Origin of the sequence: Desulfovibrio sp. Huiquan2017, from assembly GCF_017351175.1 — a bacterium.
Taxonomy (GTDB): Bacteria; Desulfobacterota; Desulfovibrionia; order Desulfovibrionales; family Desulfovibrionaceae; genus Pseudodesulfovibrio.
This window is the reverse complement of record NZ_JAFMPN010000001.1, coordinates 82,503-104,922: the sequence shown is the minus strand read 5'-3', so window position 1 is coordinate 104,922 and position 22,420 is coordinate 82,503. Positions and strand designations below refer to the sequence as shown.

Sequence of the window (22,420 nt, the reverse complement as noted above, 5' to 3'; positions counted from 1 at the left end):
GGTTGTCGGTTTCTGGGAAGATTCGGGTCACAGCCAAGGTACGTGTAAACCCCGTGCCTGGCAAGAAAATGCGTCTGTTTTCAGGATGTCATCCGTCCGTAGCACATCTCTTGCCGGCGTATTCCAGCAGTCGTCGGATCTTCTGTCCGGCCGGGAGCTTCTTGATGGCCAGTTCCAGTTTCAATGCCGAGCTTTTCCCGTCCACCTCCGTGCTGGCCGCCAGGGACACCGGAAGCCGTGCTCGAGTGTATTTGGAGGCGGTCCCGGCGTTGTGGGCCGCCAGCCGTCGGTTCAGGTCGTTGGTGATGCCGCAATAGAGACTGTTGTCCGCGCAACGAAGGAGATAAACGTGCCATGTCCGCATAGGGCCAATGTACCCGTCGGATCGCGCGCGGTCAAAACAGTTGCCAATCCTCGTTCCCCATTATATCTCATGCCCAAACGAAAAAGGTCCATTATTTATGTCCCGCATCACAGTACAGAGCCTTGAGAAATCTTACGGCGGCGAGCCGATCTTTTCCGACGTGGCCTTTGAGGTCGCGCCCGGCATGCGCCTGGCCCTGACCGGCCCCAACGGCTGCGGCAAATCCACTCTGCTCAAAGTCCTGGCCGGGGAAGTCGAGCCCGACGGCGGCCAAGTCACCCTGACCAAGGGAGCCCGCGTGGGGTACGTGGCCCAGGAAATGACCGGAGAAATCCTTGAGCGGCAGCTTCTGGCCTGGGTCCTGTCCGCCCTGCCTTCCTGGAACGAGTTCTGGGAGGATTGGGAACGGGCCGTGGCCGATGGCGACAATGCGCGCATCGAGCGCCTGGCCCATCGGCAGGCGGAGTTCGAAGAGCGTTACGGCTACAACCCCGACCACAAGGCGCGGGCCATTCTGACCGGCCTGGGGTTTGCCGAGGATGACCTGCACAAGCGCATCGGGGAATTGTCCGGCGGTTGGCGCGAACGGGCCAAGCTCGGGCGTGTGCTCTTGCAGGGCGCCGACGTGCTCCTGCTCGACGAACCCACCAACCACCTCGACTTGGAGGCCGTGGAGTGGCTGGAGGACTATCTGCTCAACTTTCGGGGCGCGCTCGCTTTTGTGGTCCACGATCGTATCTTCTTGAATCGCGTGGGCACCCACGTGCTCTTCCTGGGCGGGGCCAAGCCGATTCTGCGCAAGGGCTCCTTCGACGAGTTTCTGGTTTGGGACGAGGAGAATCGGGAGCAGCGGCGCAAGGAAGCGGACAAGCTCTCCGCCAGGATCGAGAACGAATATAAGTACATCAACAAGTTTCGCGTGAAGGCGCGCAAGGCCGCCCAGGCGCAAAGCAAGCTCAAGAAAGTGGAGAAGCTGGAGCGCGAACTGAGCCAGATCAAGGAGGTTCAGGCCACCCATCATCGGGGGCGGAGCCTGAACTTCCGATTGCCCGAGCCCAAGCGCGGCGACAAGGTCGCTATCTCCGTGGTGGATCTTGAATTCCACTACCAGGGCGGCGAGTCGGTCTGGCCTGCTCTGAATTTCCAGCTCTTCCGGGGCAAGAAGGTGGCCGTGGTCGCGCCTAACGGTGCGGGCAAATCGACCCTGCTCAAGCTTATCGCCGGATCCCTGACGCCCTCGGCCGGACACGTCAAGATCGGTCCCGGCACGGAGATGGGCTACTTCAGCCAGCATCAGCATGAAATCCTGAATCTGGACAGCTCGGTCCTGGGCGAGATCCGGCGGCTGTCCAGTCCCGGCCTGACCGAAGAGCAGGTCATGAGCGTGCTCGGCCTGTTCCTGCTCGGCGAACCGTATTTCGATCGCAAGGTCAAGGGGTTGTCCGGCGGAGAGAAGTCCCGCCTGCTCCTGGCCACCCTGTTCCTGGCCAAAGCCAATCTGCTCATCCTGGACGAGCCCACCAACCACCTGGACATAGAGACCCGCGAAGGGCTTATCCGGGCCTTGCAGGACTACGAGGGGACGCTGCTTTTCGTGGCCCACGACCGTTACCTGCTGAACGAGGTGGCGGAGGAGGTCTGGGCTCTGGACGAAAATGGACTGACCCAGCATGTGGGCGGATTCGAGGCGTTTCATGCCCTGCAGAAACAGGAAGAGGCGTGCCGCAACGGCCAGGCCGCTTGCGATGCCGACGAGGGGCCGGAGAAGCGCAAGCTGACCAAGGAGGATAAGCGCCGTCAGGCCGAAGAACGCAATCGGCTCTACCGGGAGCTCAAACCTCTCAAGAAAAAGTACGACAAGCTTGAGGAAGATCTGGAGAAGGTGCTGGACGAGCAGGCGAGCCTGGAGAAGAAAATGAACGATCCCGCAACCTACGAAAAGCCCGAAGAGGCCCTCAAGCTCAACGCGGCCTACAAGGACGCCACCGAATGGGCCGAAACGCTCATGGAGCACATGGCCGAACTCGAAGGCCGCATGGAGGCCATCACCGGGGCGGGTGACGAGTCGTGAGCAAGCCCGTGCTTGATGTGGTGGCGGGCATCATCTGGCGCGACGGACACTATCTGGCCGTGCGGCGGCCTGATGGCGGTCCCATGGCTGGTTGGTGGGAATTTCCGGGCGGCAAAGTGGAGCCGGGGGAGACGCGCGAGCAGGCCCTGGTTCGTGAGTTTCGCGAGGAGTTGGCCGTCACGCCGGATGAGTTCGCCTATTGGCGCGACCTGCGCCATGAGTACGACGAGTTCTCCGTACACCTGTATTTTTTCCATATCACGAAGTATTCAGGCGAGTTGCAGAGCATGGAAAATCAGAGCATGGCCTGGGTCGATCCCGGTCGGCCGCCCGTCCTGGATTTCCTGCCCGCCGACATCGTCATCGTCGATGCCCTACATGGCGCGCGGCGATGCCCGCCGGGCGTGGATTGACGCCATTTCGGCATTGAAGGTTGGGCCGAGAAGGAGTATGTATTTTCACTTGCCCGATGTGGGCTGTTCTTGAAGTGTCCGTTGAAGGAGTATGCTTTGCGCGTTTGTGATCTGATCGACGGGAAGTCCCCGTTCATCTCCATGGAGTTTTTTCCGCCCAAGGAGCGGGAGGCCTGGCCCGCCTTTTTCGAGGTGGTCGACAAGCTCAAGGTCCTTGATCCCCTGTTCGCGTCCGTGACCTACGGCGCGGGCGGCGGCACACAGGACAATACCCTGGAGATCGCCACCCGCATGAAACGGGAACACGGCATCGAGCCGGTCACCCACCTGACCAGCGTGGGGGCGTCGGCCGAGAAGCTGGACGTCTTTTTGGAGAGCCTCATCGAGGCCGGCATCGAAAACGTCCTGGCCCTTCGCGGCGATCCGCCCCGGGGCGTGGTGGATTTCGATTTCAATGCCCAGGAGTTCAAGCACGCCTCGGACCTCGTCGAGTTCATCCGCGCGGGCTATCCCTCCCTGTGCGTGGGCGGCGCGGCCTATCCCGAGCCGCACTGTGAATCGCCGTCCATCCGGTCCGACCTGGACATGGTCCACCTCAAAGTGCGCAAGGGTGCGGAATTTTTGGTTACGCAGTTGTTTTTCGACAACCGTATGTATTTCGACTATGTGGAGCGGCTCAAGCTCATGGGTGCCGACGTGCCGGTCATCCCCGGCATCCTGCCGATCATGAGCCTGAAGTCCGCCAAGTTCATCCTGGGCCTGTGTGGCGCGGCCATTCCGGGCAAGTTCCTGAGCGCCTTGGAAAAGGCGCATGAGGAGGGCGGTGACGATGCCGTGTACAAACTCGGCATCGACTACGCGACTAAACAGGCCCGTGAACTCATTGCCGGGGGCGCTCCGGGCGTGCATCTGTACACGCTCAACCGCGCCGAGGCCGTTCTGGAAATCGGAAAAAATCTCAATATATAGTTTTGAGGGTAAGGAAAATGAGCAAGAATTTCGTTGTCGCGGTGTGCGGCGCCACGGGCGCGGTGGGCCAGGAGATGTTGAGCGTCCTGGAACAGAGGGATTTCCCCTACAGCAAGGTCATTCCCCTGGCTTCCGCCCGCAGTGTGGGCAAGAAGGTCGAGTGCAAGGGCGAGGAACTGTCCGTGCAGGAACTGACCAAGGATTCCTTCGAGGGCGTGGACATCGCCTTGTTTTCGGCCGGAGGTGCCATCAGCAAGGAATTCGCTCCCATCGCGGCCCAGGCCGGCTGCGTGGTGGTGGACAACTCCGCGGCCTGGCGCATGGACCCCGAGTGCCCCCTGGTGGTGCCCGAGGTGAATCCCGAGGATCTGGACTGGCACAAGGGCATAATAGCCAACCCTAACTGTTCCACCATCCAGATGATGGTCGCGCTCAAGCCCATCCATGACGAAGCCCGGATCAAGCGCGTGGTCGTATCCACCTACCAAGCCGTGTCCGGCACCGGCCACAAGGCCATCGAGGAACTGGAGAATCAGGTCCGCCGCCTCATGTCCGGCCAGCCCGTGGTGGCCGACGTGTATCCGCACCAGATCGCCTTCAATTGCCTGCCGCACATCGACGTTTTCTTGGACAACGGCTACACCAAGGAAGAGATGAAGATGGTCAACGAGACCGTCAAGATCATGGGCGACCCGAACATCAAGGTTACCGCCACCTGCGTGCGCGTGCCGGTCTTCTACGGCCACTCCGAGTCCGTGAACATCGAGACCGAACTCAAGCTGACCGCCGACGATGTCCGCGCCCTGCTTGCCAAGGCCCCGGGCGTGACCGTCGAGGACTACCCGGAGAAGCTCATCTACCCCATGGCCATCAATGCCTCGGGCGAGGACGACACCTTCGTCGGCCGCATCCGAGAGGACGAGACCATCGAGAATGGCATCAACATGTGGATCGTTTCCGACAACATCCGCAAGGGCGCGGCCCTGAACACCATCCAGATCGCCGAGACCCTGATCGAGCGCGACCTGGTGCGTGTACCCTAAGGAGATTCCTGTGGCAAAGGTAGCGGATTCAAAAGCCTATTTGGAGGCCATGCTGGCCGTTGAGCGCCCCGGCGCGCACGAGATCCAGGCCTTCTACGAGCACCGTGTGGGTATGATCTGCACGGACTCCAAGCTCATGCTCATGCCCTGGGACGACCATTTGGTCCATCGCGGCGACGGCATCTTCGAGACCATGAAGTTCGTGGGCGGAAAACTCTACCAGCTTGAGCCGCACATGGCCCGCATGCAGCGTTCCTGCCAGGCCATTTACATGACGCCGCCGTGTTCCTGGGACGATATCCGGGGCCTCATCCTGGACGTGGCCCGGGCGGGCGGCCGCGCCGACGGCTTGGTCCGCGTGCTCATCGGGCGCGGCCCCGGCGGTTTCGGCATCTATCCGTCCGAATGCCCCGAGGCGAGCCTGTATGTGGTGGCCTACGACCTGCACCCCAAACCGGAATCGGTCTACGAGCGAGGCGTCACCGCCTTCAAGACCTCTATTCCGGCCAAGCAGTCGTATTTGGCGACCATCAAGTCCATCGACTATCTGCCCAATGTGCTCATGAAGCATGAGGCCGAGGAAAAGGGGTACGATTTCCCGTTTTGCTTCGACAGCAATGGATTCCTGGCCGAGGGGGCCACGGAAAACGTTTGCATCGTGGACGATGGCGGCAGGCTGATTATCCCGGAATTCACCAACGCCCTGGCCGGAACCACGCTCATGCGCGCTGTGGACCTGATCAAGAACGAGGTGCCTATTGTCTTTCGCAGTATCAGCGAAGAAGAGATTCTCCTGGCCCGCGAAGTAATTATCGTCGGCACCACGGGCGACGCCATTCCCGTGGTCCGCTTCAACGGCAAGCCCATTCACAATGTCAAACCCGGCCCGGTAGCAGGGCGCATCCGAGAACTCCTTCAAAAGGACCTTCGGGAAACCGGCATCCCGCTGTAGGGCGGGCAACAAGGCTATTCGCAAGGACCGTCCGTTGGGGCGGTCCTTTTTTTTACAGGACTCATATGGGCAGCTTCATTTCCGTGGGCGAAAACCGCGTGGCGGAAAAATCCGCCTCGAAGGTGCGAAGAAAAGATGCAAGGGGCGAATTCTTGCCCGCCGGAAGCATAATCGCCAGATCGGTGCGAAGCGGCTTTTGACGACTGATTCCAGCTGGATCGCCCCCCGTCACGGAGCTTGCCTCTTTGGAGCAGCCTTGCCGGGGGTGGCTTTGCTCAGGGAAATGAACGGTTGGTCAGAGAATCTTCGAGGAATTGATGACGGCCTTGTCGAATTGCCGGATGGCTTGCTCGGCCAACGTGTCGGTTCCCATGGCCTTCATGGCGTGGTCGTGGAGCATGCGGGTGACATCCATGGGGCCCGGGATGGTCATGAATCCAAATGCCTCGGCCCAGGGATCGCCGCGCAAATAGGCAAGGGCCCAGCGCACGCTGTGCTCGTGGAAGTAGTGTTGGTTGTTGATGACCAGGAGCGCCTTGCAGCGGCCGTCCTCGGCCCGTTCGCGGAAGGATACCTTGCGGTGCTCGCAGGAGGTCAGCGGATAGCCGGCGTGGTAGAAATTCGCGCCCGCCTGTGCAGCCTGGACCCACAGGTCCCAGTCTCGGTAGACGGTGTTGTCGCGGAATCCCGCGGTCCGTTCGAAAATTTCGCGGGTGAAGAGCACCCCGGGGCCGAGGAATCCACGCGTCTGGAGCAGGCCGTCCCGGAAGGAGGGCAGTTGGATCATGATCGGGCCGGGAGTTTGGTTTCGGTTTGGGGCGAGGCGGATGTAGTCGGCATACAGGACATCGGTCTCGGAGTGGTCGGCGAAGACCGCGTCGGCGGTGGTCAGATACTTGGGGTCCAGCCGGTGGTCGGGGCGCAGGAACACCAGCCGATCGCCGATGGTCTTGGCGGCGGCCAGGTTGCGCGCCATGCCCGGGGACACGTCGGGATCGCAGATTTCCAGGCGTATGGCCTCGAGACCTGTGATGGCCCGCCAAAGACCTTCCGAGTCGGGGGCATGGCCGCCGTTTCCTATCACCACTATCTCCATCCGGTCCAATCCGTCGGACTGTCGGGAGATGGACTGCAACAGACGCGGCAGGCCCGGGTGGGTTTCCTGATCGGAAACGAGTATGGAAACGGTATGCTTGCGCATGATGGCCCTTCCATGGGATTTCACGGTTCGTGCGCGGGGAGGTGGTACGGTCCGTGTACACAATTTGCCTCACTCGCACTTATTGTATCGACACCCAGAGGGTAAACTTTAGGTCACTGATGAATTTTCTGGGGAAAAATATGCAATAAGCGTTGGCTCGTCGGCTTGCACGGTCGTTGGGCTTGACGTATGTAGTTAACTGCGTGAAACAATATGGGAACCGGTTTTGTTTCGACCGGCTTAGTGCATACCTCTTGACTCCGGTGGTACCCCAGTGGCTATTTTTCAGTGTGATTCCTGCGGCTATGAGCGCGAAGTCCCTGACTCCTTGACCGGAAGGCGGGCAAGATGTCCCGATTGCGGACGGGGCGTGACCATCGCGGCCGGGAAGAGGCCTCCGAACACCCCGGAAATATCTTACGACGACATGAAGGGAACGGCCGGAAGCGTTCTCCCGGATGAACCGCTTCCCTCGGGCGGCGAGGGGGAACCCCTTGCGGCCATGGATCTGGACAGCGAGCACCTGACCGTGGACTTTGAGGGACCCGAGGATATCCTTTGCGCGGCCTGCGGTCATGTGCAGGAACCTGGACACGGCAGTGCGTGCTCCAAGTGCGGTGCGCCGCTGGAGACCTTGGAGGAGTTGCCCGAAGTGGACGAGAGCGAGATCGACGTCAGCGACCTCGCCGAGGCCGGTGAACCGCAGGTTTGGGAGGCCGACTACCCGGGCGAGGTCGACGGGCCCCGCATTGAGGAAATCCGGGACCCGGACCGCTGGAGGCTGTTGCGCGGCGGCAAGACCCTCAACCTGTATGCGGGCGTCGTCTCCGGCGTGCTGTCGCTCTTTTTCGTATACGCCCTGTCCCTGCTGGCCGCATCTCAGGGGGGCATGCACCAATACCTGCCGTTCTTGTTGGGTACCGCCCTGACCGGGGTCATCGTCGGATCCATCTTCTTTTCCTTCCTGTCGCGCATTCCCTTTGCTCTGGTTGGGCCCGAGACGGTCCTGACCGCCGTGCTCTTTCTGTTCCTGGGCAGCATGTACCGGGAGATGGCCGAGACCTTCGCCCCGGAGCTCATCCTGCCGACCCTGCTGGCCGGTATCGCCGTGGCCGCCTTGCTCACCGGGCTAAGCCTGCTGGCGATCGGCCGATTCAAGCTCGGCGAGTACATCCGCTATCTTCCTCTGCAAATTATCGGCGGGGCCATCGGCGGCGTGGGCGTGTTCGTGCTCATCGGGGCCTTCGCCTGGATGGGCGGACTGAACCTCGACTGGAGCAACGCCTACAGTCTGGCTCTGTCCCTGGGGAATAATTTTGATCTCCGGCAGGACCTCTACACCATGGGGCCGAGCGTGGTCTTCGGCCTGATCCTGTTTTTCGCCATGTTTCGGAGCAAGAACTCCCTGTTCCTGCTGGCTTTGATCCTGGTGGCCGTGGGGGCGGGCAATGCTGCCTCCATCTGGGGCCCGACCCCGGCTCTGCATGATCTGGCCGTGCCCGTGGCTTTCCCCGAAGGGTCCCTGCTGGTTCATCTGGTCGAGATGCTCAAGTCCCCCATGCTCTTCAGTGGCATCCAGTGGGCGGTGATCAAGTCCCATGGGCTGTATATCGGAGCCATGGTCGTCCTGGCCGTGCTCACGGTCATGTTCCGGATTACGCGGCTGGAACTCCTTCGAGGCCGCGAGAGCGATTTGAACCGGGAATACAGCGCGTTGGGCGTGACCAACATTGTTTCGGGCATGTGTTGCGGCATGCCGGTTTCGTTGTCCTACGGGCGGAGTGCCGGCAGCTACAGTGCGGGTGGGCGGGGCCCTCTGGCCGGGATCGTGGCCGGGCTGGTCTGCGCGGTGGGGCTGCTCTATGGCGACTACATCCTGCCCATGATCCCCCGGTTCGTGCCCGAGGGGTTGCTGGTCTATGCCGGGTTGGATCTCATCCGCGACTGGATGCTGCGCACCAAGTCTTCCTTCACCAGCCGATCCGAGCTGTGGTTTCTCCGGTTGACCTTCGCGGCGACCATTTTTCTCGGATTGCTTGAGGGCATCGGTTTCGGCGTGGCCCTGGCCCTGATGGTCACGCTCAGTCGGGCGGGCCGGGGCGGGGTCGTGCGCCACGAACTCTCCGGTTCGCAGCATACCAGCAATGTGGACCGGGCATCGGCCCAGCGACGCGTCCTCAAGGAGTTCGGCGACCATATCCACATCATGCGTATTCAGGGGTTCGTCTTCCTGGGAGCCATGGAGCGGCTCATCAAGGCCGTCCGCAAGCGGTTGGACGATCGCGATCAGCTTTCCCTGGAATATCTGGTTCTCGACTTCCGGCTGGCCGAGGGTTTCGCCTCGGCCTCAAGCTTCGGGTTCGCCAAGCTGCACAAGCTGGCCACGGAACGCGGCATCCAGGTGGTCGTCACCAGCGCTCCGCTGGAATTGGAGTCGCATCTGGTCGCTCTGGGGTATGCGGGCGACGAGGCGGGGCAGTTCCGGACCTTTTTCAATCTGGACTACGCCTTGGAGTGGTGCGAGAACCGCGTCCTCGATGGTGAAGGCATGTTGGAGATGAGGCGGAAGACCCTGCCCGAGCTGTTGATGCCGATCTTCCCGGAGCCCAAGTACATCCCGGCGCTGATGAAGGTCCTCAAGCGTGAGACGGTTCAGGCGGGTGAAGCGGTCTTTCGCCAGGGCGACACCTCGGATTCCATGTTCTTCGTGGAGTCCGGCAGGCTGGACGTGGAGCTGGAACTGCCCGACGGCCGGATCATCCGGCTCAAGAAAGTCGGTCCCGGTGCGGTTTTTGGAGAGATGGGCATCTACACCCTGTCCTCGAGATCGGCGACCGTTCGTGCTGCGGAAAAATGCGTGCTTTACCGCATGACCCTGCGCAAGCTCGACGCCATCGAGGCGCGCGCGCCGAGGTTGGTCACGGCCATCAACCGTTTCCTGGTCAATCTCCTGTCCGAGCGCCTGGCCGAATCCAATGCCCGGGGCCGCGAGCTGATGCTGTAGCGGATGGGATTCAGGCCCCGAAGCCGAGGTCGTCCAGGACGTACTGTTTGAGGGCGTCTTCCCATCGGCGCGGCGTCGTCCCCGTGGTGCGGATGAACTTGGCCAGGTCCAGCACCGAGTAGGGCGGTCGGCCGGCCTTCGTGGGATAGCCTGAGCTGGGTACCGGTGAGACCGTGCAGGATTTGCCCGCCAGACTTACGGCCATGTTGGCCAAGCCGTGCCAGGATGTTTCGCCCGTGTTGGCCAGGTGAAAGATGCCGGTGGCGTCCAATTCCAGCAGCTTGAGGGTATTTGCCGCGATGTCCGGGGTGTAGGAGGGAGAGCCGATCTGGTCGTTGACCACCGTCAGCTTGCTGTGTGTTTCCGATAATCCAATAATTTTTTTTACGAAATTTGATTTTCCAGGACCGAAGAGCCAGGAGATGCGAATGATCAGGGTGCGGTCGTAGCCGAGCTTGAGCAGGCCGCGTTCGCCGTCCGCCTTGCTGATGCCGTAGACTGAGGAGGCGCCGGGCTCGTCATACTCGGTGTAGGGCGTGCGCTTTCCTCCGTTGAAGACGAAGTCCGTGCTGTAATGGACGAAGGGGATGGACCGACGCGCGGCCAGGGTGGCCAGGAGCGGCGGGGCCGAGCCGTTGAGGGCGAAGGCCATTTCCGGTTCGTCTTCGGCCTGATCCACCTGGGTATACCCCGTGGCGTTGACCAACAGATCCGGGTCGTTTTTGTCCAGCCATTGCTCGACACAGAGCGGATTGAGGACATCGCAGTCGCGGCTGGACAGGGGGAAGGGCAGGGCGCCGGCGCGGCCGAATGCCGTTGCCAGGGCTTGCCCGAGCAGCCCGGTCTTGCCGCCCAGGATGGCGATTCGAGAGCCTTCCAGGCGCATCAGCCCCGCTCCTCGTACCAGGTGTCCATGAACGTCCGGTACTCGCCGCTTTGCACCTGCTCAAGCCAGGGGCCGTTGGCCTCGTACCAGGCGACGGTCCGGGCCAGTCCTTCGCTGAAGGGCAGGGTCGGGGCGAAACCGAGCTCCCTGGCCGCCAGGGAAAAGTCCATGGCGTAACGCTTGTCGTGGCCGGGCCGGTCGGTGACGAAGGTAATCAGTGATTCGGGCTTGCCCAATATGGACAACATGGTCTTGACCACCGAAATGTTGGTTTCTTCGGCATTGCCGCCGAAGTTGTAGGCCTGGCCCTCGCGTCCCTTGGTCAGGGTCAGCTCCACGCCTCGGCAATGGTCGTCCACATAAATCCAGTCACGCACGTTGAGTCCGTCGCCATACACGGGCAGACTTTTGTCCGCCTTGGCGCTCAGGAACATGAGCGGGATGAGCTTTTCCGGGAATTGGTACGGCCCGTAGTTGTTGGAGCAGCGCGTGATCAGGATCGGGAAATGATAGGTCTCGAAGTAGGCTCGGGCCATGAGGTCCGCGCCCGCCTTGCTGGCCGAGTACGGGCTGTTGGGGGAGAGCGGCGTGGTCTCGGTGAATTTGCCCGAAGGGCCGAGGGTGCCGTAGACCTCGTCCGTGGACACGTGGACGAACCGTTCGATGCCGCGTTGGCGGGCGCATTCCATAAGGTTTTGAGCCCCGCCCACATTGGTGGTCACAAACGGCGAGGGGTCGTTGATGGACCGGTCCACGTGGGATTCCGCCGCGAAGTTGACCACCGCGTCGAGCCTCTTGTCATTCAAGAGATCCATGACCAGTTCGCGGTTGCAGATGTCGCCGTGCACGAACTCGTAGCGTGGCGCGTTTTCCTCAAGGTCCAGGAGATTCAGGCGGTTGCCCGCATAGGTCAGTTTGTCCAGGTTGACGATGGACCAGTCCGGGTGGGCGTCGAGCATGAGCCGGATGAAGTTGGTGCCGATGAAGCCACAGCCGCCGGTAACGAGGAGTTTCATGGAATTTATGATCTCGGGTGAAAGGGTTGGGGGGAATCTTCCGACTTTGTGGATTCTAGCGCCGTAGCGGGGAAAATTCAAGCAGGGAAGGCATCCACGATGCCGTCCGTTTGGCGCAGGGCCTCGAAGAGCAGGATGCCCGTGGCCGTGGACAGGTTCAGGCTGCGCACTTCTCCCCAGATGGGGATGCGCACCATGGGGTGTCCCTCCATGAGTTCCATGGGCAGGCCGCGTGTCTCCGGACCGAGGACGATGGCGTCGTCGGCCCGGAATTGGAAACGGTGGTGTGAGGTCCGCGCCTTGGTGGTGGCCATGACCAGGCGCGGCGGGGCCACGGTTTCGAGAAACTGCTCGAAGTTCGGGTGCACGGTTACATCCACGAAGGGCCAGTAGTCCAGCCCGGCGCGTTTGAGGTGTTTGTCGTCGATGGAGAATCCCAGCGGCTCGACGAGGTGCAACGGGGTCTTGGTGGCTGCGCACAGCCTGGCGATGTTGCCGGTATTGGGCGGAATTTCCGGCTCGAAAAGGACGATGCGCATGGCCTAGACGTCCAGCTTGATGGTTGCTTTGCCCGGCGCATACCCCTTGAGGGTCCGGATCATCTCGCGGATGGCGGCCGAGATGATGTCCTCCACGAACGGCTTCATGCCCACCACCGCGCCGTCGATGTCCACCTGGATGGAGTTGTGCATGGCCAGGCACGCCTTGGGGGTGACCTTTCCGGCCACGATCTCCGCGGCCAGGGTCCGACAGTCCGGGCGGCCGCAAGTTTCGCAATCCATGCCGGGCAGGAAGAACCCCTTGGCCAGGATGGTGTCGGCCAGAGCCGGCAGGTCGTTGATTACCGGCACGCCGTCCACGGCGGTCTCGCCCACGCTGGCGATGGCCAGTTCCGGGGAAAGCCAGTCCGTGCCGTCGGACAAATCCCCCTGAAGACAGAGCACGCGTGGCAGGAAGCCGAGGCTCTTGCCGCCCTCCACCAGGAGCACGTCGTTGGTGAGAAGCGGCAACAAATCCGGCAGAAAGCGGTGTTTCGTCCAGTGGATGAAGGCCTCCTTGGGACCCAGGCCGCCCACCGTGTTGCATATCTTGGCGTATTCGGTGGTGTCGCTGTCGCTGAAATTAAGGCCGTGGTGGCTGAACTTGACCGCCGAGACGGTCAGTCCCTGGTCCTTGAAGTGGCGGGCGAGCTTGAGCCCGAGGGTGGTCTTGCCGGAATTCTTGGGCCCGATGATGGAGACTGCCTTCATGGATTCCTCCGAACGGTTATACGGTCCGCACCAGGCGGCCGTTTTCCAGATAGTGAATGTGATCGGCCAGCGCTTTGAGCCAGGGCATGTCGTGGCTGGCCACGACCAAGCTTGCGCCGTATTCATGGCTGGCGGACAGGGCGGCCGTATGGATTAGCTCGGCGCTCTTGGCATCCAGGCTGGCTGTGGGCTCGTCCATGAGCAGGAGTTTGGGCTTGAGGACCAGCCGGGCCGCCAGGGCCACGCGTTGCACCTCGCCGCCGGACAGTTCATACCACTGTCGCTTGGCGAAGGCTGCGGGGTCCAGTCCGACGATTTCGAGCGCCCTGTTTACTTTGGCCGGGATGTCGTTCTTGCTTCGGATGCGCAGGCCGTATGCCACGTTGGCGAAGACGGTGCGCTTGAGCAAGTAGGGCTCCTGGACCAGCAGAGAGACCTGCCGGTTCACAGAGGATCGGGCCTGCGCGGGGCGGCCGAGAAAACTGATGGTTCCCTGGGCTGGGGCGTCCAGGAAGGCGAGCAGGCGCAACAGGGTGGATTTCCCTGAGCCATTGGGGCCCGCCAGACCGGTGATCGTCCCCTCGTCGAATTCCAGATGGTCGATTTGGAGGACGGTCCGGTCCGCATAGCGCTGCCGGATGTTGTCGAGGGTGATGAGCGCGCTCATTGGACGGCCCGCTTCTTGAGTCCGGCGGCCCCGATGTTGACCAGCAGGGCCACGGTCAGGAGGACCATGCCCAGCGCGATGCCCACGGCGAATTCGCCCTTGCCTGTTTCCAGCGCGATGGCCGTGGTGATGGTTCGGGTGTGCCATTTGATGTTGCCGCCGACCATCATGGAGATGCCCACCTCGGAGACGATGCGTCCGTAAGCGGCCATGGCTGCGAGCATGATGGAGTAGCGCGCTTCGAGGACCGTGGCCCACATCATCTGGGTGGGAGTGGCGCCCAGGGTAATCAGGGTCATGGGCAGCCGCTTGTCCAGGGACTCGACGGCATTGGCGGTCATGGCCACGATGATGGGCAGGCCGAGCAGCGTCTGGCCGATGGCCATGCCCGGAATGGTGAAGAGCAGGCCGCTGCCGCCCAGCGGACCGTTGCGGGTCAGGAAGGCGTAGACCACCAGCCCGATGACCACGGTAGGGAAGGAAAGCAGGGTGTCCACCACGGTACGGACGACCTTCTTTCCGGGAAATGTCTTGTAGCCGAGCAGGAAGCCCAGGGGCACGCCTATGGCCATGCTGCATATCATGGACAGCGTGGAGGCGTAGACGGTGGCCCAGATGGCGGAATAGGCCTCGGGATCGCCCGAGAAGAGGAGCCTGAATCCCTGGAGGAAGCCTTGCAGCAGATATTCCATGATGGTCTCGTAAAGGCGGGGGAGGGAATTGCCGCTTCCCTCCCCCGCCGAATCAGCGGTGTAAAGCTATTTGGCGTTGGGGATGAACAGCTTCTTGCCCAAGAGCTTGAAGTTGCCGATGGCCGCCTGGGTTTCCGGGGAGGCCATCCAGTTGATGAACTTGGTCGCCAACTCGTACTGGGCGTCCTTGCATTTGGCGGTGTTCACGGCCAGGGCGCTGTACTGGTTGAACAGGACCTTGTCACCCTCCACCAGAACCACCAGCGGCGGGTTGCCGCCCTTGGTGTCCGCGTACTTGATGTAGGTGCCGCGGTCGGTCATGGTGTAGCCATTTTTCTCGTTGGCGATGTTGATGGTCGGGAGCATGCCCTGGCCGGTCTGGACGTACCAGGCGGCCTTTTCGGGCACGGCCATTCCGGCGGCCTTCCACAGGGAGAGTTCCTTCTTGTGGGTGCCGGAGTTGTCGCCGCGGCTGGCGAACACGGCCTGTTTCTGGGCGATGGTCTTCAGCGCCTCGGCTACGTTCATGCCCTGCACGCCCGCCGGATCGTCGGCCGGGCCGATGATGACGAAGTCATTGTACATGAGCTCCTTGCGGTCGATGAGCACGCCCTTGTCCACATAGGCCTTCTCAGCGGCCGGGGCATGGACCAAAACCACATCCACGTCGCAGTTCTCGGCCATTTTGAGGGCTTTGCCGGTGCCGACGGCCACGTATTTGATTTCGATGCCGGTGTCCTTCAGGAATTTCGGCACGACCAGTTCATCCAGCAGGCCGGTGTTGGCGGTGCTGGTGGTGGTGGCCATCATCAGGGTCTGGCCCGCCATGACGGGCAGGGCCATGGCCGCGACGACCAGGCAGGACAGGACGGCGATGAGCAAGCGTTTCATTGTTTCCTCCATTTGATGAACAGTTATATCCGCAGACCTCAAACAAGATGAGGCGCTATTCCATGTCGTCCCGGTAGAATTCACCGGATTTCTTGACGTCCAGTTCAAGCAGTTCCGAGGCTCGTTTGGTGGCGTACTCCTCTACATCCAGATAGAAGTGCAGGAATTGCTCCATGACTTCTTTGCCGTAGGGCGAGAGGTTGAATCGTTGCCCTTTGCCTTTGGTTTTCTCCACCAGAGGCCTGCCGATGCGTTCTTCGGCATTCTTCAATTTGCCCCAAGCCCGTCTGTAGGACATGCCCAGGGCCTCGGCCGCCTTGCGCAGGGAGCCCAGTTTTTCCACTTGTTGGAGCAGCAGGGTGCTGCCTATGCCGATGTATGTCTGGTCTTCCTGTTCGAGCCAGACGCGTAATCTTAGAATAGTTTCAGGGGGTTGTTGCATGGGGTACCTCGGAGTTCGCTGGTCAAAGAAAGCGGATTTAGCAGAATATGCTACCAAGTGACCAAAATAGACGAATCTTCCGAATTGCGTCAATTAAAACATAATTAAATGGGAATTGGCACCGATTTAGAGCGAAACGGTCTCGAAAGAATGCGAGCGCAGGTCGGCCACGAGCATTTGCCCGGCCAGGGTCGGCGCGTCGGTCAGGATGTTGACGACTTCCGAGGCCATCAGCGAGGCGATGAGGTTCACGGCCGGGGCCGGGCAGCCGAGCCGTTCCTCGCCGCCGTTGTCCGTGCCCATAAGCTCCGCCGGACCGATTTGTCCGGGCAGGACCACGGCGACGAAGCCTGTCCAGCCGGCCAGGGCGCCGGTTACGAGGGGAATGCCCGCCGAGGCTGCAGCCCGTTGCAGGGGCGCACGCATGGTCAGGCCGCCCAGGGCGTCCACGGCCAGCGAGCAGCCGTCGAGAAAGGAGGGCAGGGTCTCCGGAGTAAGGAATTCCGCGTGCGTTTCCAACGAGGTCGAGGGGTTGATTTCCGCCGCGCGGATCCGGGCCGCGCGGGTCTTGCGCCGGTTGAGCCCGTCCAGGGTGGCCAGGGCCTGGCGGTTCAGATTGGACGTTTCGAAAGCGTCGCCGTCGGCCGCGCGCAGAGTGCCGACGCCCAGGCGCAGGAATTGTTCCAGCAAGGAGCCGCCCAAGCCGCCGAGTCCTACTTGGGCAATGCGCGTCCGCAACAGGCGGATCTGGTCTTCGCTGGATATGGACTCCCGGTTGCGCAGGTAACGGGCGGGAGTGACGGCCAGCTCCAGGGCCAGGGCCTCGACCTCGTGGCCGGGCAGACCGTGCTTGCCTGCCAATTCGGTCACGTCCGTCACCTCCAGAATCGGTCCCGAGCCGCCCCAGGGCAGGGCGCGGGGCTGCGCGAGGCTTCGGATGGCGTTTTCGAGGGAGGCGTCCAACGGGCTAGCCTCCGCCTACCGGAGGGAACAGTCCGACGCGATCGCCGTCCTTGATCGCGCTGTCCAGGTCGGAGCGCAGGGCGTTGATGAACATGATGGTCACATCCTTCTCCGGGATGCCGAGCTTGGCCACCAGGGAGCGGATGGTCTCCCCTGGTTCCACGGGGTAGTCCTGACTGTTTTCCGGTAAGTATTCCGCCAAGGTGGCGAAGCATTTGAGTTCTATTCCCATGTTATGAACCTAGGCGGTTGAGGAAAGGGGGTCAACCATAAAAAGGGGCCGGGGAACATGCCCCGGCCCATATCATTCAGTGCAATGCGGCCCTTAGACCTTGGCGCCCTGAAGCTCTTCCGCGGAGTAGTCCCAGACCACGTTGTGGGGCGGCAGGGGATCGGTTTCGAAGAAGCGGGGCAACTGGTCATCAATCTTGGAGAAGCCCGCCCGCTCGTTGAACTCCTGCTCGTCCTTCATGGCGCCGGCGCCCAGGGCGACCAGATCGTCCACGGAGAAGGCGGTGCCGGTCCAGGACTGGACCAGATCGGCCATGGTCTGGACACCGTTCTCGGAATCCAGGACCGCGAAGGCCACGAACAGGCAGAAGCCCATGGAGTCGATGGCCGCAGTGGCTACCTGGAGGTTCTTGGACAGCTCCACGTTGCCTTCCTTTTGGTGGCCGTCCACGGTGCCGCCCACGCCCAGGATGTTGGCGGTGACGCCGTAACCGGCGGTGTGGTCCGCACCCATGGCCGTGGTGGCGTAGGTCACGCCGACGCCCTTGACCGCGCGCGGGTCGTAGGCGGGCATGGACTGGCCCTTGACGGTGGGCAGCCGATCCACGCCGAAGGCGCCGCCGGCGAAGTCCACGCCGTTGCCGATGATCATGCCCAGAGGATCCCTGGTGCCGACCTTCTGGAGCAGCTCGATGGCCGCCTTGCCGTCGCCCCAAGGAATGATTCCGCCGTCCATGGCCACGGCCACGGTGTTGCCGATCTCGATGGTGTCCATACCCTTTTCGTCGCAGATGCGGTCCATGAAAGCGATATCGTCGATGTCCTTGATCAGGGAGTTGGCGCCCAGGGCCCACACGGTTTCATATTCGAAACCGGAGGTCACGTAGTTGCCCTCGGCGTCGTTGTACTGCTGGGAGCACCGGATGACGCAGCCGGTGTGGCAGCCCTCGGTGGTCTTGCCGCCACGCGCCTTGATGAGGTCGGCGATCTTTTCGCCGGAGATTTCGGCGGCGTGCTCGCACTGGCCGTAGCGGAAATTCTTGGTGGGCATGGCGCCCGCCTCGTTGACGATGTTGACCAGCACGTTGGTGCCGTAGGCGGGCAGGCCCTGCGAAGTGACCGGGTGGCCCCTGAGGATGGAGGCCCAGGTGGACCGGGCTTCCTTGAAAGTGCCCTCGTCAACGGGAGAGACCTTCACATTGATCGCCGGGTCGAGGATGATGGCCTTGATCTTCTTGGAGCCCATGACCGCGCCGACACCGCCTCGACCGGCCGAACGGGCGGGGCGCTTGTACGGATCGGTGAACTGGATGGTGGCGGTTTTGCGCAGGGTTTCGCCCGCAGGGCCGATCATGCCCGCGACCAGCTTGTCGCCGTATTCCGCCAGGAGTTTCTCATGGGCGGGGTAGTTGTCCATACCGACGATATCGGAGGCATCGCGAAATTCGACCTTATTTTCGGTAATGAACAGGGTGGCGAAGGGCGCGCCGTCCTCGGGCTTGTCTTCGAGGATAATGGCCTTGAGCCCCATCTTGGGCATCTTGTGGGCGAACAGGCCGCCGGAGTTGGATTCTTTGATGCCGCCGGTCAGCGGGGATTTGGTGCCTACGGATACGCGGCCGGAGTTGGCTGCGGTGGAGCCGCCCATGAGGCCTGTGGCGATGACCAGCTTGTTCTCGGCGGACAGCGGATGGCAAGTGGCCGGAACTTCCTTGTTGATGACCCGGGAGGTCAGCGCACGACCGCCGAGCCCGGCGTAGGGACCGCTCTCCTCGAAAGTGTATTCCTTCGTTCGACAGTTGATTCTCAGAATTCTTGACATTGATTCACCCTCTGCGTTTTTAGAAATTGACCGCACCGCTTGACGCATTGTCGATAAACAGACTAACTGTCTTCTCTTAGCGTATTTTTAAAATTAATGTCAAAAAAAACAATAGATTATGTTCACTCCGGCATAATGTTCCATTTCGGTGCAATTCCCGGGGAAGGCGAAAATGGTATTAATCAGTAAGGACGGCTGTATGGAAATTGCTATGGTTGCCGAGGCCGCATGGGGCTGGAATTATATTCTACAGAAGGGATTCGCGCTGGACAGCGTTTCCGGGGTTTCGGTGCGCGGGTTCCTGCACGATGCGCTTGGTTTCGACGACGAATTCATCGATTCCTCGGTTCGGACCATCTTTTTGAACAACAGCCCGGTGGACGACCTGGACCGGACCTACGTCAAGGACGGGGACCGCATGGCCTTGGGCGGCGCCATGCCCGGGGTGGTGGGCATCGTCATGGGCAGGGACAACTTCTACAAGAGTTTCCGCAGCGGGATCGAGATCAAGGATCACTCCCGCGCCAAGGCTGCTCCGGCCCGGCTGGGTATGAAGATCTTTAGCACCCTGGCCGTGGAAATCGGCCGGGGACTGCTTGCCCGGGGCATCCTGGTGGACGCCGGGGTGCTGGCCGACTTCCTGCGCGACAAGGAACCGGAGATTCTCGAAGTGAACGGACGGGATGCCGGTGAGTTTTTTGAAGGGCTCGGAGACATGATCGGTTACGTATCCATCCGGGTGATCTTCGTCTGACCCGCATTCGGCGGATCGGCGGCATGCAGTTGCTCGCGTTCCGTTCCCAGAACGGTGCGGATGGGGGCTGTCATCCTTGAACCGTGGCATCCGAACAAGGAAGAATCGCATGATCACCGTTATGGAACAGTCCACGCCGGGAATGGTCGCGGTCCGCGCAACGGGCAAGCTGACGGGCGCGGATTACAGGGACGTCTGGATTCCGGCCCTGGAAAGGGGTCTGGGCAAGGGCGGCAAGGCCGACGCTGCTGTTCATGGATGCGGATTTCAAGGGGGGAGCTCAAGGCTCTGTGGGACGACGCCAAGTTCGGCCTGGCCCACCGCCGGAATTTCCGTAGGCTGACCGCGGTCGGCGGCCCGGCCTGGGCCCGCTGGGGCGTCAAGCTCGGCGAATCGCTCATGGACTGCGAGGTCAAGCTCTACCCGCCGGAAAAGCTGGATCAGATCTGTGAATGGATCAAGGCCTGAATGGCGGCGCACGCCAAAAAAAACGGACGCTTATTTCAAGCGTCCGTTGTTTTCTCAAAGTGGTGGGCGATACGGGATTTGAACCTGTGACTTCCACCGTGTGAAGATGGCACTCTGACCAGCTGAGTTAATCGCCCACTTTGGTCTTTCCTTGGGGTCATCGCCTCAAGGGAGACACTGTATATCGCCAAGCCTGGCGCTTTGCAACCTTTTTTTACTGATTTTTTACGCAGTCACCGTTGAAGCATTCCTGGCCGTTGTCTATATCCCGGTTGTAGCAGGTCAGGCCGCAACGCAGGCAGCGGCAGGTTTCGTGTTTGGCCTGTTCTTCGCTCAGCGCGCCCTCGATTTCGTCGAAAGTGCAGGCTCGCTCGTCGCATTGAGCCAGCAGCGGCATCTCGGAGCGCTCGCGATAGCCTACGTCGGGCACATCGGTGAACATGGTGTAGGCCAGTAGGTCGCGCTGAGTGCGTTCGGTCACGTGCGGCGTCTCGCCGTTGAGATACTGGTGGATGGATCGCGCCGCCTTGCGGCCTTCGCCCAGTGCGGTGATGACCAGGGCCGGGCCGGTGTGCATGTCCCCGCCGGTGAAGACGTGGGGCAGGGCCGTGCCCAAGGTGTCGGGATCGGCGGCCAGGGTCCGCCAGCGCGTTTCCTCCAACGGGCAGACGCCGTTTTCGTACAGGCAGGAGAGCTCGGGTTTTTGGCCGATGGCGGTGTACACGGTATCCGCTTCCATGAGGGTTTCGGACCCCTCGATGGGGACGGGGCGGCGACGGCCGGACTGGTCGGGCTCGCCGAGCGTCATTTTGATGTATTCGATATGGGTCACGTGCCCCGCGTCGTTTTTGACGATGCGCGTGGGCGCGGCCAGGAAGAGGTAGTTGACGCCTTCCTCCTCGGCGCCGATGATCTCCTCCGTGTTGGCGGGCATCTCGTCCCGGGTGCGGCGATACATGAGGGTCACATCCGCGCCCAGGCGCAGGCTGGTGCGCGCCGTGTCGATGGCGGTATTGCCGCCTCCCACGACGACGACTTTTTTGCCGGTGCCGGTGTCGATGCCCAACCCTATCTTGGTCAGGAATTCCGTTCCCGTGGACACGCCTCTGGCGTCCTCGTTGTCGATGCGCAGGTTTAGGTTCATCCACGCGCCGATGCCGAGGAACACGGCTTCAAAGCCTTCCTCGCGCAGGGTGTTCAGGGAAAAATCCTTGCCGAAGAACCGCTCGTATTGCACGTCGACGCCCAGATCGAGGATGCCCTGGATCTCCCAGTCGAGCACGTCCTTGGGTAGCCGGTATTCCGGTATGCCGTATCTGAGCTGACCGCCGAGTTTGGGCATGGATTCAAAGATGGTCGGGCTGTGCCCCAGGCGGCGCAGGAAAAAAGCGCAGGACAGTCCGGCCGGACCGCCGCCGACAACGGCCACCTTGCGGCCGGTCTCCGGGGCGCAGGCGATGGGCAGGCGGACGCCGGAGTTCATCTCCCAGTCCGCCGCGAACCGCTTGATCATGTTGATGCCCACGGGCTCGTCCACGTGCCCTCGTCGGCAGACGCTCTCGCAGGGGTGGGGGCATATCCGGCCGATGGACAGGGGCATGGGGATGCGTTCGCGGATGGTCTCCAGGGCCCCGGCATAGTCGCCGCGCGAGACCTGCTCGATGTAACGGGGAATGTTGATCTGCCCCGGGCATCTCTGGCGGCATGGGGCCAGGCAGTCGGTTTCGAGGTTCAGGTGGGTGATGCGCGCGGTCATGCCCCAGATGGTGATCACGCCGCGCGGGCAGACCTGTGCGCAGCCGCCGCAGGCGGTGCACAGGTTGGGGTCCACCACCGGATAGCCGTTGGGGCCCATCTCTATGGCCCCGAACTGGCAGGCCGTGACGCAGGTGCCGAAGCCCAGGCAACCCTCGGGGCACATCTTGGAACCGCTGTAGAGCATGTGCTGGGCGCGGCAGTCCTTGACCCCGGCGTAGCGGTAGACTTCCTCGGCCCGTTCGCCGCCGGTGCAGTCCACAAAGGCGATCTGTTTTTCCATGGTGGCGAATTCGAGGCCCATGATGGCGGCCACCTTGGTGGCCACGGCGTCGCCGCCGATGACGCAGACGGTGGCTCCGGCCTTGCCGTCCACAACGCCCTGGGCCGCCCCGGCGCAGCCGGGAAAGCCGCAGCCGCCGCAGTTGGCCCCGGCCAGCACACTCTCCACCTGGGCGATTCGCGGGTCCTCGTAGACGTAGAGCAGCTTGGAGGCCACGGCCAGGATAACGGCGGATGTGAACCCGATGCCGAGAAGAATAAGTACGGAAGCGGTGATCATGGAT

The 22,420-nt window shown here is 61.9% G+C and carries 22 protein-coding genes, 1 tRNA gene and 1 pseudogene; 9 read left to right on the top strand and 15 right to left on the bottom strand.

Annotation, left to right across the window (positions count from 1 at the left end; translation table 11 throughout):
• Positions 1-88 precede the first annotated feature (88 nt).
• Complete coding sequence (locus J0909_RS00530) at positions 89-364, bottom strand: GIY-YIG nuclease family protein (RefSeq protein WP_207259650.1); 276 nt, start codon at positions 362-364, stop codon at positions 89-91.
• A 172-nt stretch (positions 365-536) separates the two neighbouring features.
• On the opposite strand from J0909_RS00530, the pseudogene J0909_RS18615 reads away from it, so the two are divergent.
• The 6 genes and pseudogenes from J0909_RS18615 to J0909_RS00505 form a co-directional block, all read left to right on the top strand.
• Positions 537-956: pseudogene (locus tag J0909_RS18615) on the top strand (ATP-binding cassette domain-containing protein); the annotation flags it as partial.
• A gap of 12 nt (positions 957-968) precedes the next feature.
• Entirely contained in the window at positions 969-2,435 is a 1,467-nt protein-coding gene (locus tag J0909_RS00525; RefSeq protein WP_502757422.1) for an ABC-F family ATP-binding cassette domain-containing protein, read from the top strand.
• A complete protein-coding gene (locus J0909_RS00520) occupies positions 2,432-2,848 on the top strand; it encodes a (deoxy)nucleoside triphosphate pyrophosphohydrolase (RefSeq protein WP_207259648.1) in 417 nt (138 codons plus the stop codon). Before J0909_RS00525 ends, J0909_RS00520 begins: the two co-directional genes overlap by 4 nt.
• 96 nt (positions 2,849-2,944) lie before the next feature.
• A complete protein-coding gene (metF, locus tag J0909_RS00515; RefSeq protein ID WP_207259647.1) occupies positions 2,945-3,817 on the top strand; it encodes a methylenetetrahydrofolate reductase [NAD(P)H] in 873 nt (290 codons plus the stop codon).
• Between the two features lie 17 nt (positions 3,818-3,834).
• Positions 3,835-4,860 carry an aspartate-semialdehyde dehydrogenase gene (locus tag J0909_RS00510; RefSeq protein ID WP_207259646.1) on the top strand — a complete coding sequence of 342 codons (1,026 nt, stop codon included), beginning with the start codon at positions 3,835-3,837 and terminating at the stop codon, positions 4,858-4,860.
• A gap of 10 nt (positions 4,861-4,870) precedes the next feature.
• A complete protein-coding gene (locus J0909_RS00505; RefSeq protein WP_207259645.1) occupies positions 4,871-5,812 on the top strand; it encodes an aminotransferase class IV in 942 nt (313 codons plus the stop codon).
• A 295-nt stretch (positions 5,813-6,107) separates the two neighbouring features.
• On the opposite strand, the gene J0909_RS00500 is transcribed toward J0909_RS00505, so the two are convergent.
• The gene (locus tag J0909_RS00500) at positions 6,108-7,013 is read right to left on the bottom strand and encodes a glycosyltransferase family 2 protein (RefSeq protein WP_207259644.1); all 906 of its coding nucleotides are present in this window, start codon (positions 7,011-7,013) and stop codon (positions 6,108-6,110) included.
• A gap of 370 nt (positions 7,014-7,383) precedes the next feature.
• On the opposite strand from J0909_RS00500, the gene J0909_RS00495 reads away from it, so the two are divergent.
• Complete coding sequence (locus J0909_RS00495) at positions 7,384-10,017, top strand: SLC26A/SulP transporter family protein (protein ID WP_353616719.1); 2,634 nt, start codon at positions 7,384-7,386, stop codon at positions 10,015-10,017.
• A 10-nt stretch (positions 10,018-10,027) separates the two neighbouring features.
• On the opposite strand, the gene rfbD is transcribed toward J0909_RS00495, so the two are convergent.
• The 11 genes from rfbD to J0909_RS00440 all read right to left on the bottom strand — a co-directional run bounded on the left by rfbD (position 10,028) and on the right by J0909_RS00440 (position 18,877).
• Positions 10,028-10,903: a dTDP-4-dehydrorhamnose reductase gene (rfbD, locus tag J0909_RS00490; RefSeq protein WP_207259642.1), complete on the bottom strand. Its 876-nt coding sequence runs from the start codon at positions 10,901-10,903 to the stop codon at positions 10,028-10,030.
• Positions 10,903-11,919: a dTDP-glucose 4,6-dehydratase gene (gene rfbB, locus J0909_RS00485; RefSeq protein WP_207259641.1), complete on the bottom strand. Its 1,017-nt coding sequence runs from the start codon at positions 11,917-11,919 to the stop codon at positions 10,903-10,905. Before rfbB ends, rfbD begins: the two co-directional genes overlap by 1 nt.
• 77 nt (positions 11,920-11,996) lie before the next feature.
• Positions 11,997-12,458, bottom strand: coding sequence for a tRNA (cytidine(34)-2'-O)-methyltransferase (locus J0909_RS00480; RefSeq protein WP_207259640.1), 462 nt, complete (start codon positions 12,456-12,458; stop codon positions 11,997-11,999).
• A gap of 3 nt (positions 12,459-12,461) precedes the next feature.
• Positions 12,462-13,169 (bottom strand): molybdopterin-guanine dinucleotide biosynthesis protein MobB, encoded by a 708-nt coding sequence (locus J0909_RS00475; RefSeq protein WP_207259639.1) that lies wholly within the window; start codon positions 13,167-13,169, stop codon positions 12,462-12,464.
• A gap of 16 nt (positions 13,170-13,185) precedes the next feature.
• Complete coding sequence (locus tag J0909_RS00470; RefSeq protein ID WP_207259638.1) at positions 13,186-13,836, bottom strand: energy-coupling factor ABC transporter ATP-binding protein; 651 nt, start codon at positions 13,834-13,836, stop codon at positions 13,186-13,188.
• Positions 13,833-14,528, bottom strand: a complete 696-nt coding sequence (locus J0909_RS00465; protein WP_207259637.1) for an ABC transporter permease — start codon at positions 14,526-14,528, stop codon at positions 13,833-13,835. Before J0909_RS00465 ends, J0909_RS00470 begins: the two co-directional genes overlap by 4 nt.
• Positions 14,529-14,594: 66 nt before the next feature.
• A complete protein-coding gene (locus J0909_RS00460) occupies positions 14,595-15,419 on the bottom strand; it encodes an ABC transporter substrate-binding protein (RefSeq protein ID WP_207259636.1) in 825 nt (274 codons plus the stop codon).
• A gap of 55 nt (positions 15,420-15,474) precedes the next feature.
• Positions 15,475-15,861, bottom strand: a complete 387-nt coding sequence (locus tag J0909_RS00455; RefSeq protein ID WP_207259635.1) for a winged helix-turn-helix domain-containing protein — start codon at positions 15,859-15,861, stop codon at positions 15,475-15,477.
• 126 nt (positions 15,862-15,987) lie between these two features.
• Positions 15,988-16,824: a HesA/MoeB/ThiF family protein gene (locus tag J0909_RS00450; protein WP_207259634.1), complete on the bottom strand. Its 837-nt coding sequence runs from the start codon at positions 16,822-16,824 to the stop codon at positions 15,988-15,990.
• Positions 16,825-16,828: 4 nt separating this feature from the next.
• Complete coding sequence (locus J0909_RS00445) at positions 16,829-17,056, bottom strand: MoaD/ThiS family protein (RefSeq protein ID WP_207259633.1); 228 nt, start codon at positions 17,054-17,056, stop codon at positions 16,829-16,831.
• A gap of 93 nt (positions 17,057-17,149) precedes the next feature.
• Entirely contained in the window at positions 17,150-18,877 is a 1,728-nt protein-coding gene (locus J0909_RS00440; RefSeq protein ID WP_207259632.1) for an aldehyde ferredoxin oxidoreductase family protein, read from the bottom strand.
• Positions 18,878-19,076: 199 nt separating this feature from the next.
• Here J0909_RS00440 and J0909_RS00435 point away from each other — a divergent pair, with 199 nt between their 5' ends.
• Together J0909_RS00435 and J0909_RS18310 are read left to right on the top strand one after the other, a co-directional pair.
• Positions 19,077-19,631 carry a hypothetical protein gene (locus tag J0909_RS00435; RefSeq protein ID WP_286181646.1) on the top strand — a complete coding sequence of 185 codons (555 nt, stop codon included), beginning with the start codon at positions 19,077-19,079 and terminating at the stop codon, positions 19,629-19,631.
• A 258-nt stretch (positions 19,632-19,889) separates the two neighbouring features.
• Positions 19,890-20,099: a SpoIIAA family protein gene (locus J0909_RS18310; RefSeq protein ID WP_286181645.1), complete on the top strand. Its 210-nt coding sequence runs from the start codon at positions 19,890-19,892 to the stop codon at positions 20,097-20,099.
• A 60-nt stretch (positions 20,100-20,159) separates the two neighbouring features.
• Here the strand turns inward: J0909_RS18310 and J0909_RS00425 are convergent.
• Together J0909_RS00425 and J0909_RS00420 are read right to left on the bottom strand one after the other, a co-directional pair.
• A tRNA-Val gene (locus J0909_RS00425) sits at positions 20,160-20,236 on the bottom strand.
• A 77-nt stretch (positions 20,237-20,313) separates the two neighbouring features.
• Complete coding sequence (locus J0909_RS00420; protein ID WP_207259630.1) at positions 20,314-22,416, bottom strand: FAD-dependent oxidoreductase; 2,103 nt, start codon at positions 22,414-22,416, stop codon at positions 20,314-20,316.
• Positions 22,417-22,420: the final 4 nt, after the last annotated feature.

Bases quoted from the DNA above. Each gene is read 5' to 3' on its own strand.
- J0909_RS00530 (WP_207259650.1), bottom strand. From the start codon at position 364: ATGCGGACATGGCACGTTTATCTCCTTCGTTGCGCGGACAACAGTCTC.
- J0909_RS00510 (WP_207259646.1), top strand. From the start codon at position 3,835: ATGAGCAAGAATTTCGTTGTCGCGGTGTGCGGCGCCACGGGCGCGGTG.
- J0909_RS00500 (WP_207259644.1), bottom strand. From the start codon at position 7,013: ATGCGCAAGCATACCGTTTCCATACTCGTTTCCGATCAGGAAACCCAC.
- rfbD (WP_207259642.1), bottom strand. From the start codon at position 10,903: ATGCGCCTGGAAGGCTCTCGAATCGCCATCCTGGGCGGCAAGACCGGG.
- rfbB (WP_207259641.1), bottom strand. From the start codon at position 11,919: ATGAAACTCCTCGTTACCGGCGGCTGTGGCTTCATCGGCACCAACTTC.
- J0909_RS00480 (WP_207259640.1), bottom strand. From the start codon at position 12,458: ATGCGCATCGTCCTTTTCGAGCCGGAAATTCCGCCCAATACCGGCAAC.
- J0909_RS00475 (WP_207259639.1), bottom strand. From the start codon at position 13,169: ATGAAGGCAGTCTCCATCATCGGGCCCAAGAATTCCGGCAAGACCACC.
- J0909_RS00470 (WP_207259638.1), bottom strand. From the start codon at position 13,836: ATGAGCGCGCTCATCACCCTCGACAACATCCGGCAGCGCTATGCGGAC.
- J0909_RS00465 (WP_207259637.1), bottom strand. From the start codon at position 14,528: ATGGAATATCTGCTGCAAGGCTTCCTCCAGGGATTCAGGCTCCTCTTC.
- J0909_RS00460 (WP_207259636.1), bottom strand. From the start codon at position 15,419: ATGAAACGCTTGCTCATCGCCGTCCTGTCCTGCCTGGTCGTCGCGGCC.
- J0909_RS00455 (WP_207259635.1), bottom strand. From the start codon at position 15,861: ATGCAACAACCCCCTGAAACTATTCTAAGATTACGCGTCTGGCTCGAA.
- J0909_RS00445 (WP_207259633.1), bottom strand. From the start codon at position 17,056: ATGGGAATAGAACTCAAATGCTTCGCCACCTTGGCGGAATACTTACCG.
- J0909_RS00440 (WP_207259632.1), bottom strand. From the start codon at position 18,877: ATGTCAAGAATTCTGAGAATCAACTGTCGAACGAAGGAATACACTTTC.
- J0909_RS00435 (WP_286181646.1), top strand. From the start codon at position 19,077: ATGGAAATTGCTATGGTTGCCGAGGCCGCATGGGGCTGGAATTATATT.
- J0909_RS18310 (WP_286181645.1), top strand. From the start codon at position 19,890: ATGCGGATTTCAAGGGGGGAGCTCAAGGCTCTGTGGGACGACGCCAAG.
- J0909_RS00420 (WP_207259630.1), bottom strand. From the start codon at position 22,416: ATGATCACCGCTTCCGTACTTATTCTTCTCGGCATCGGGTTCACATCC.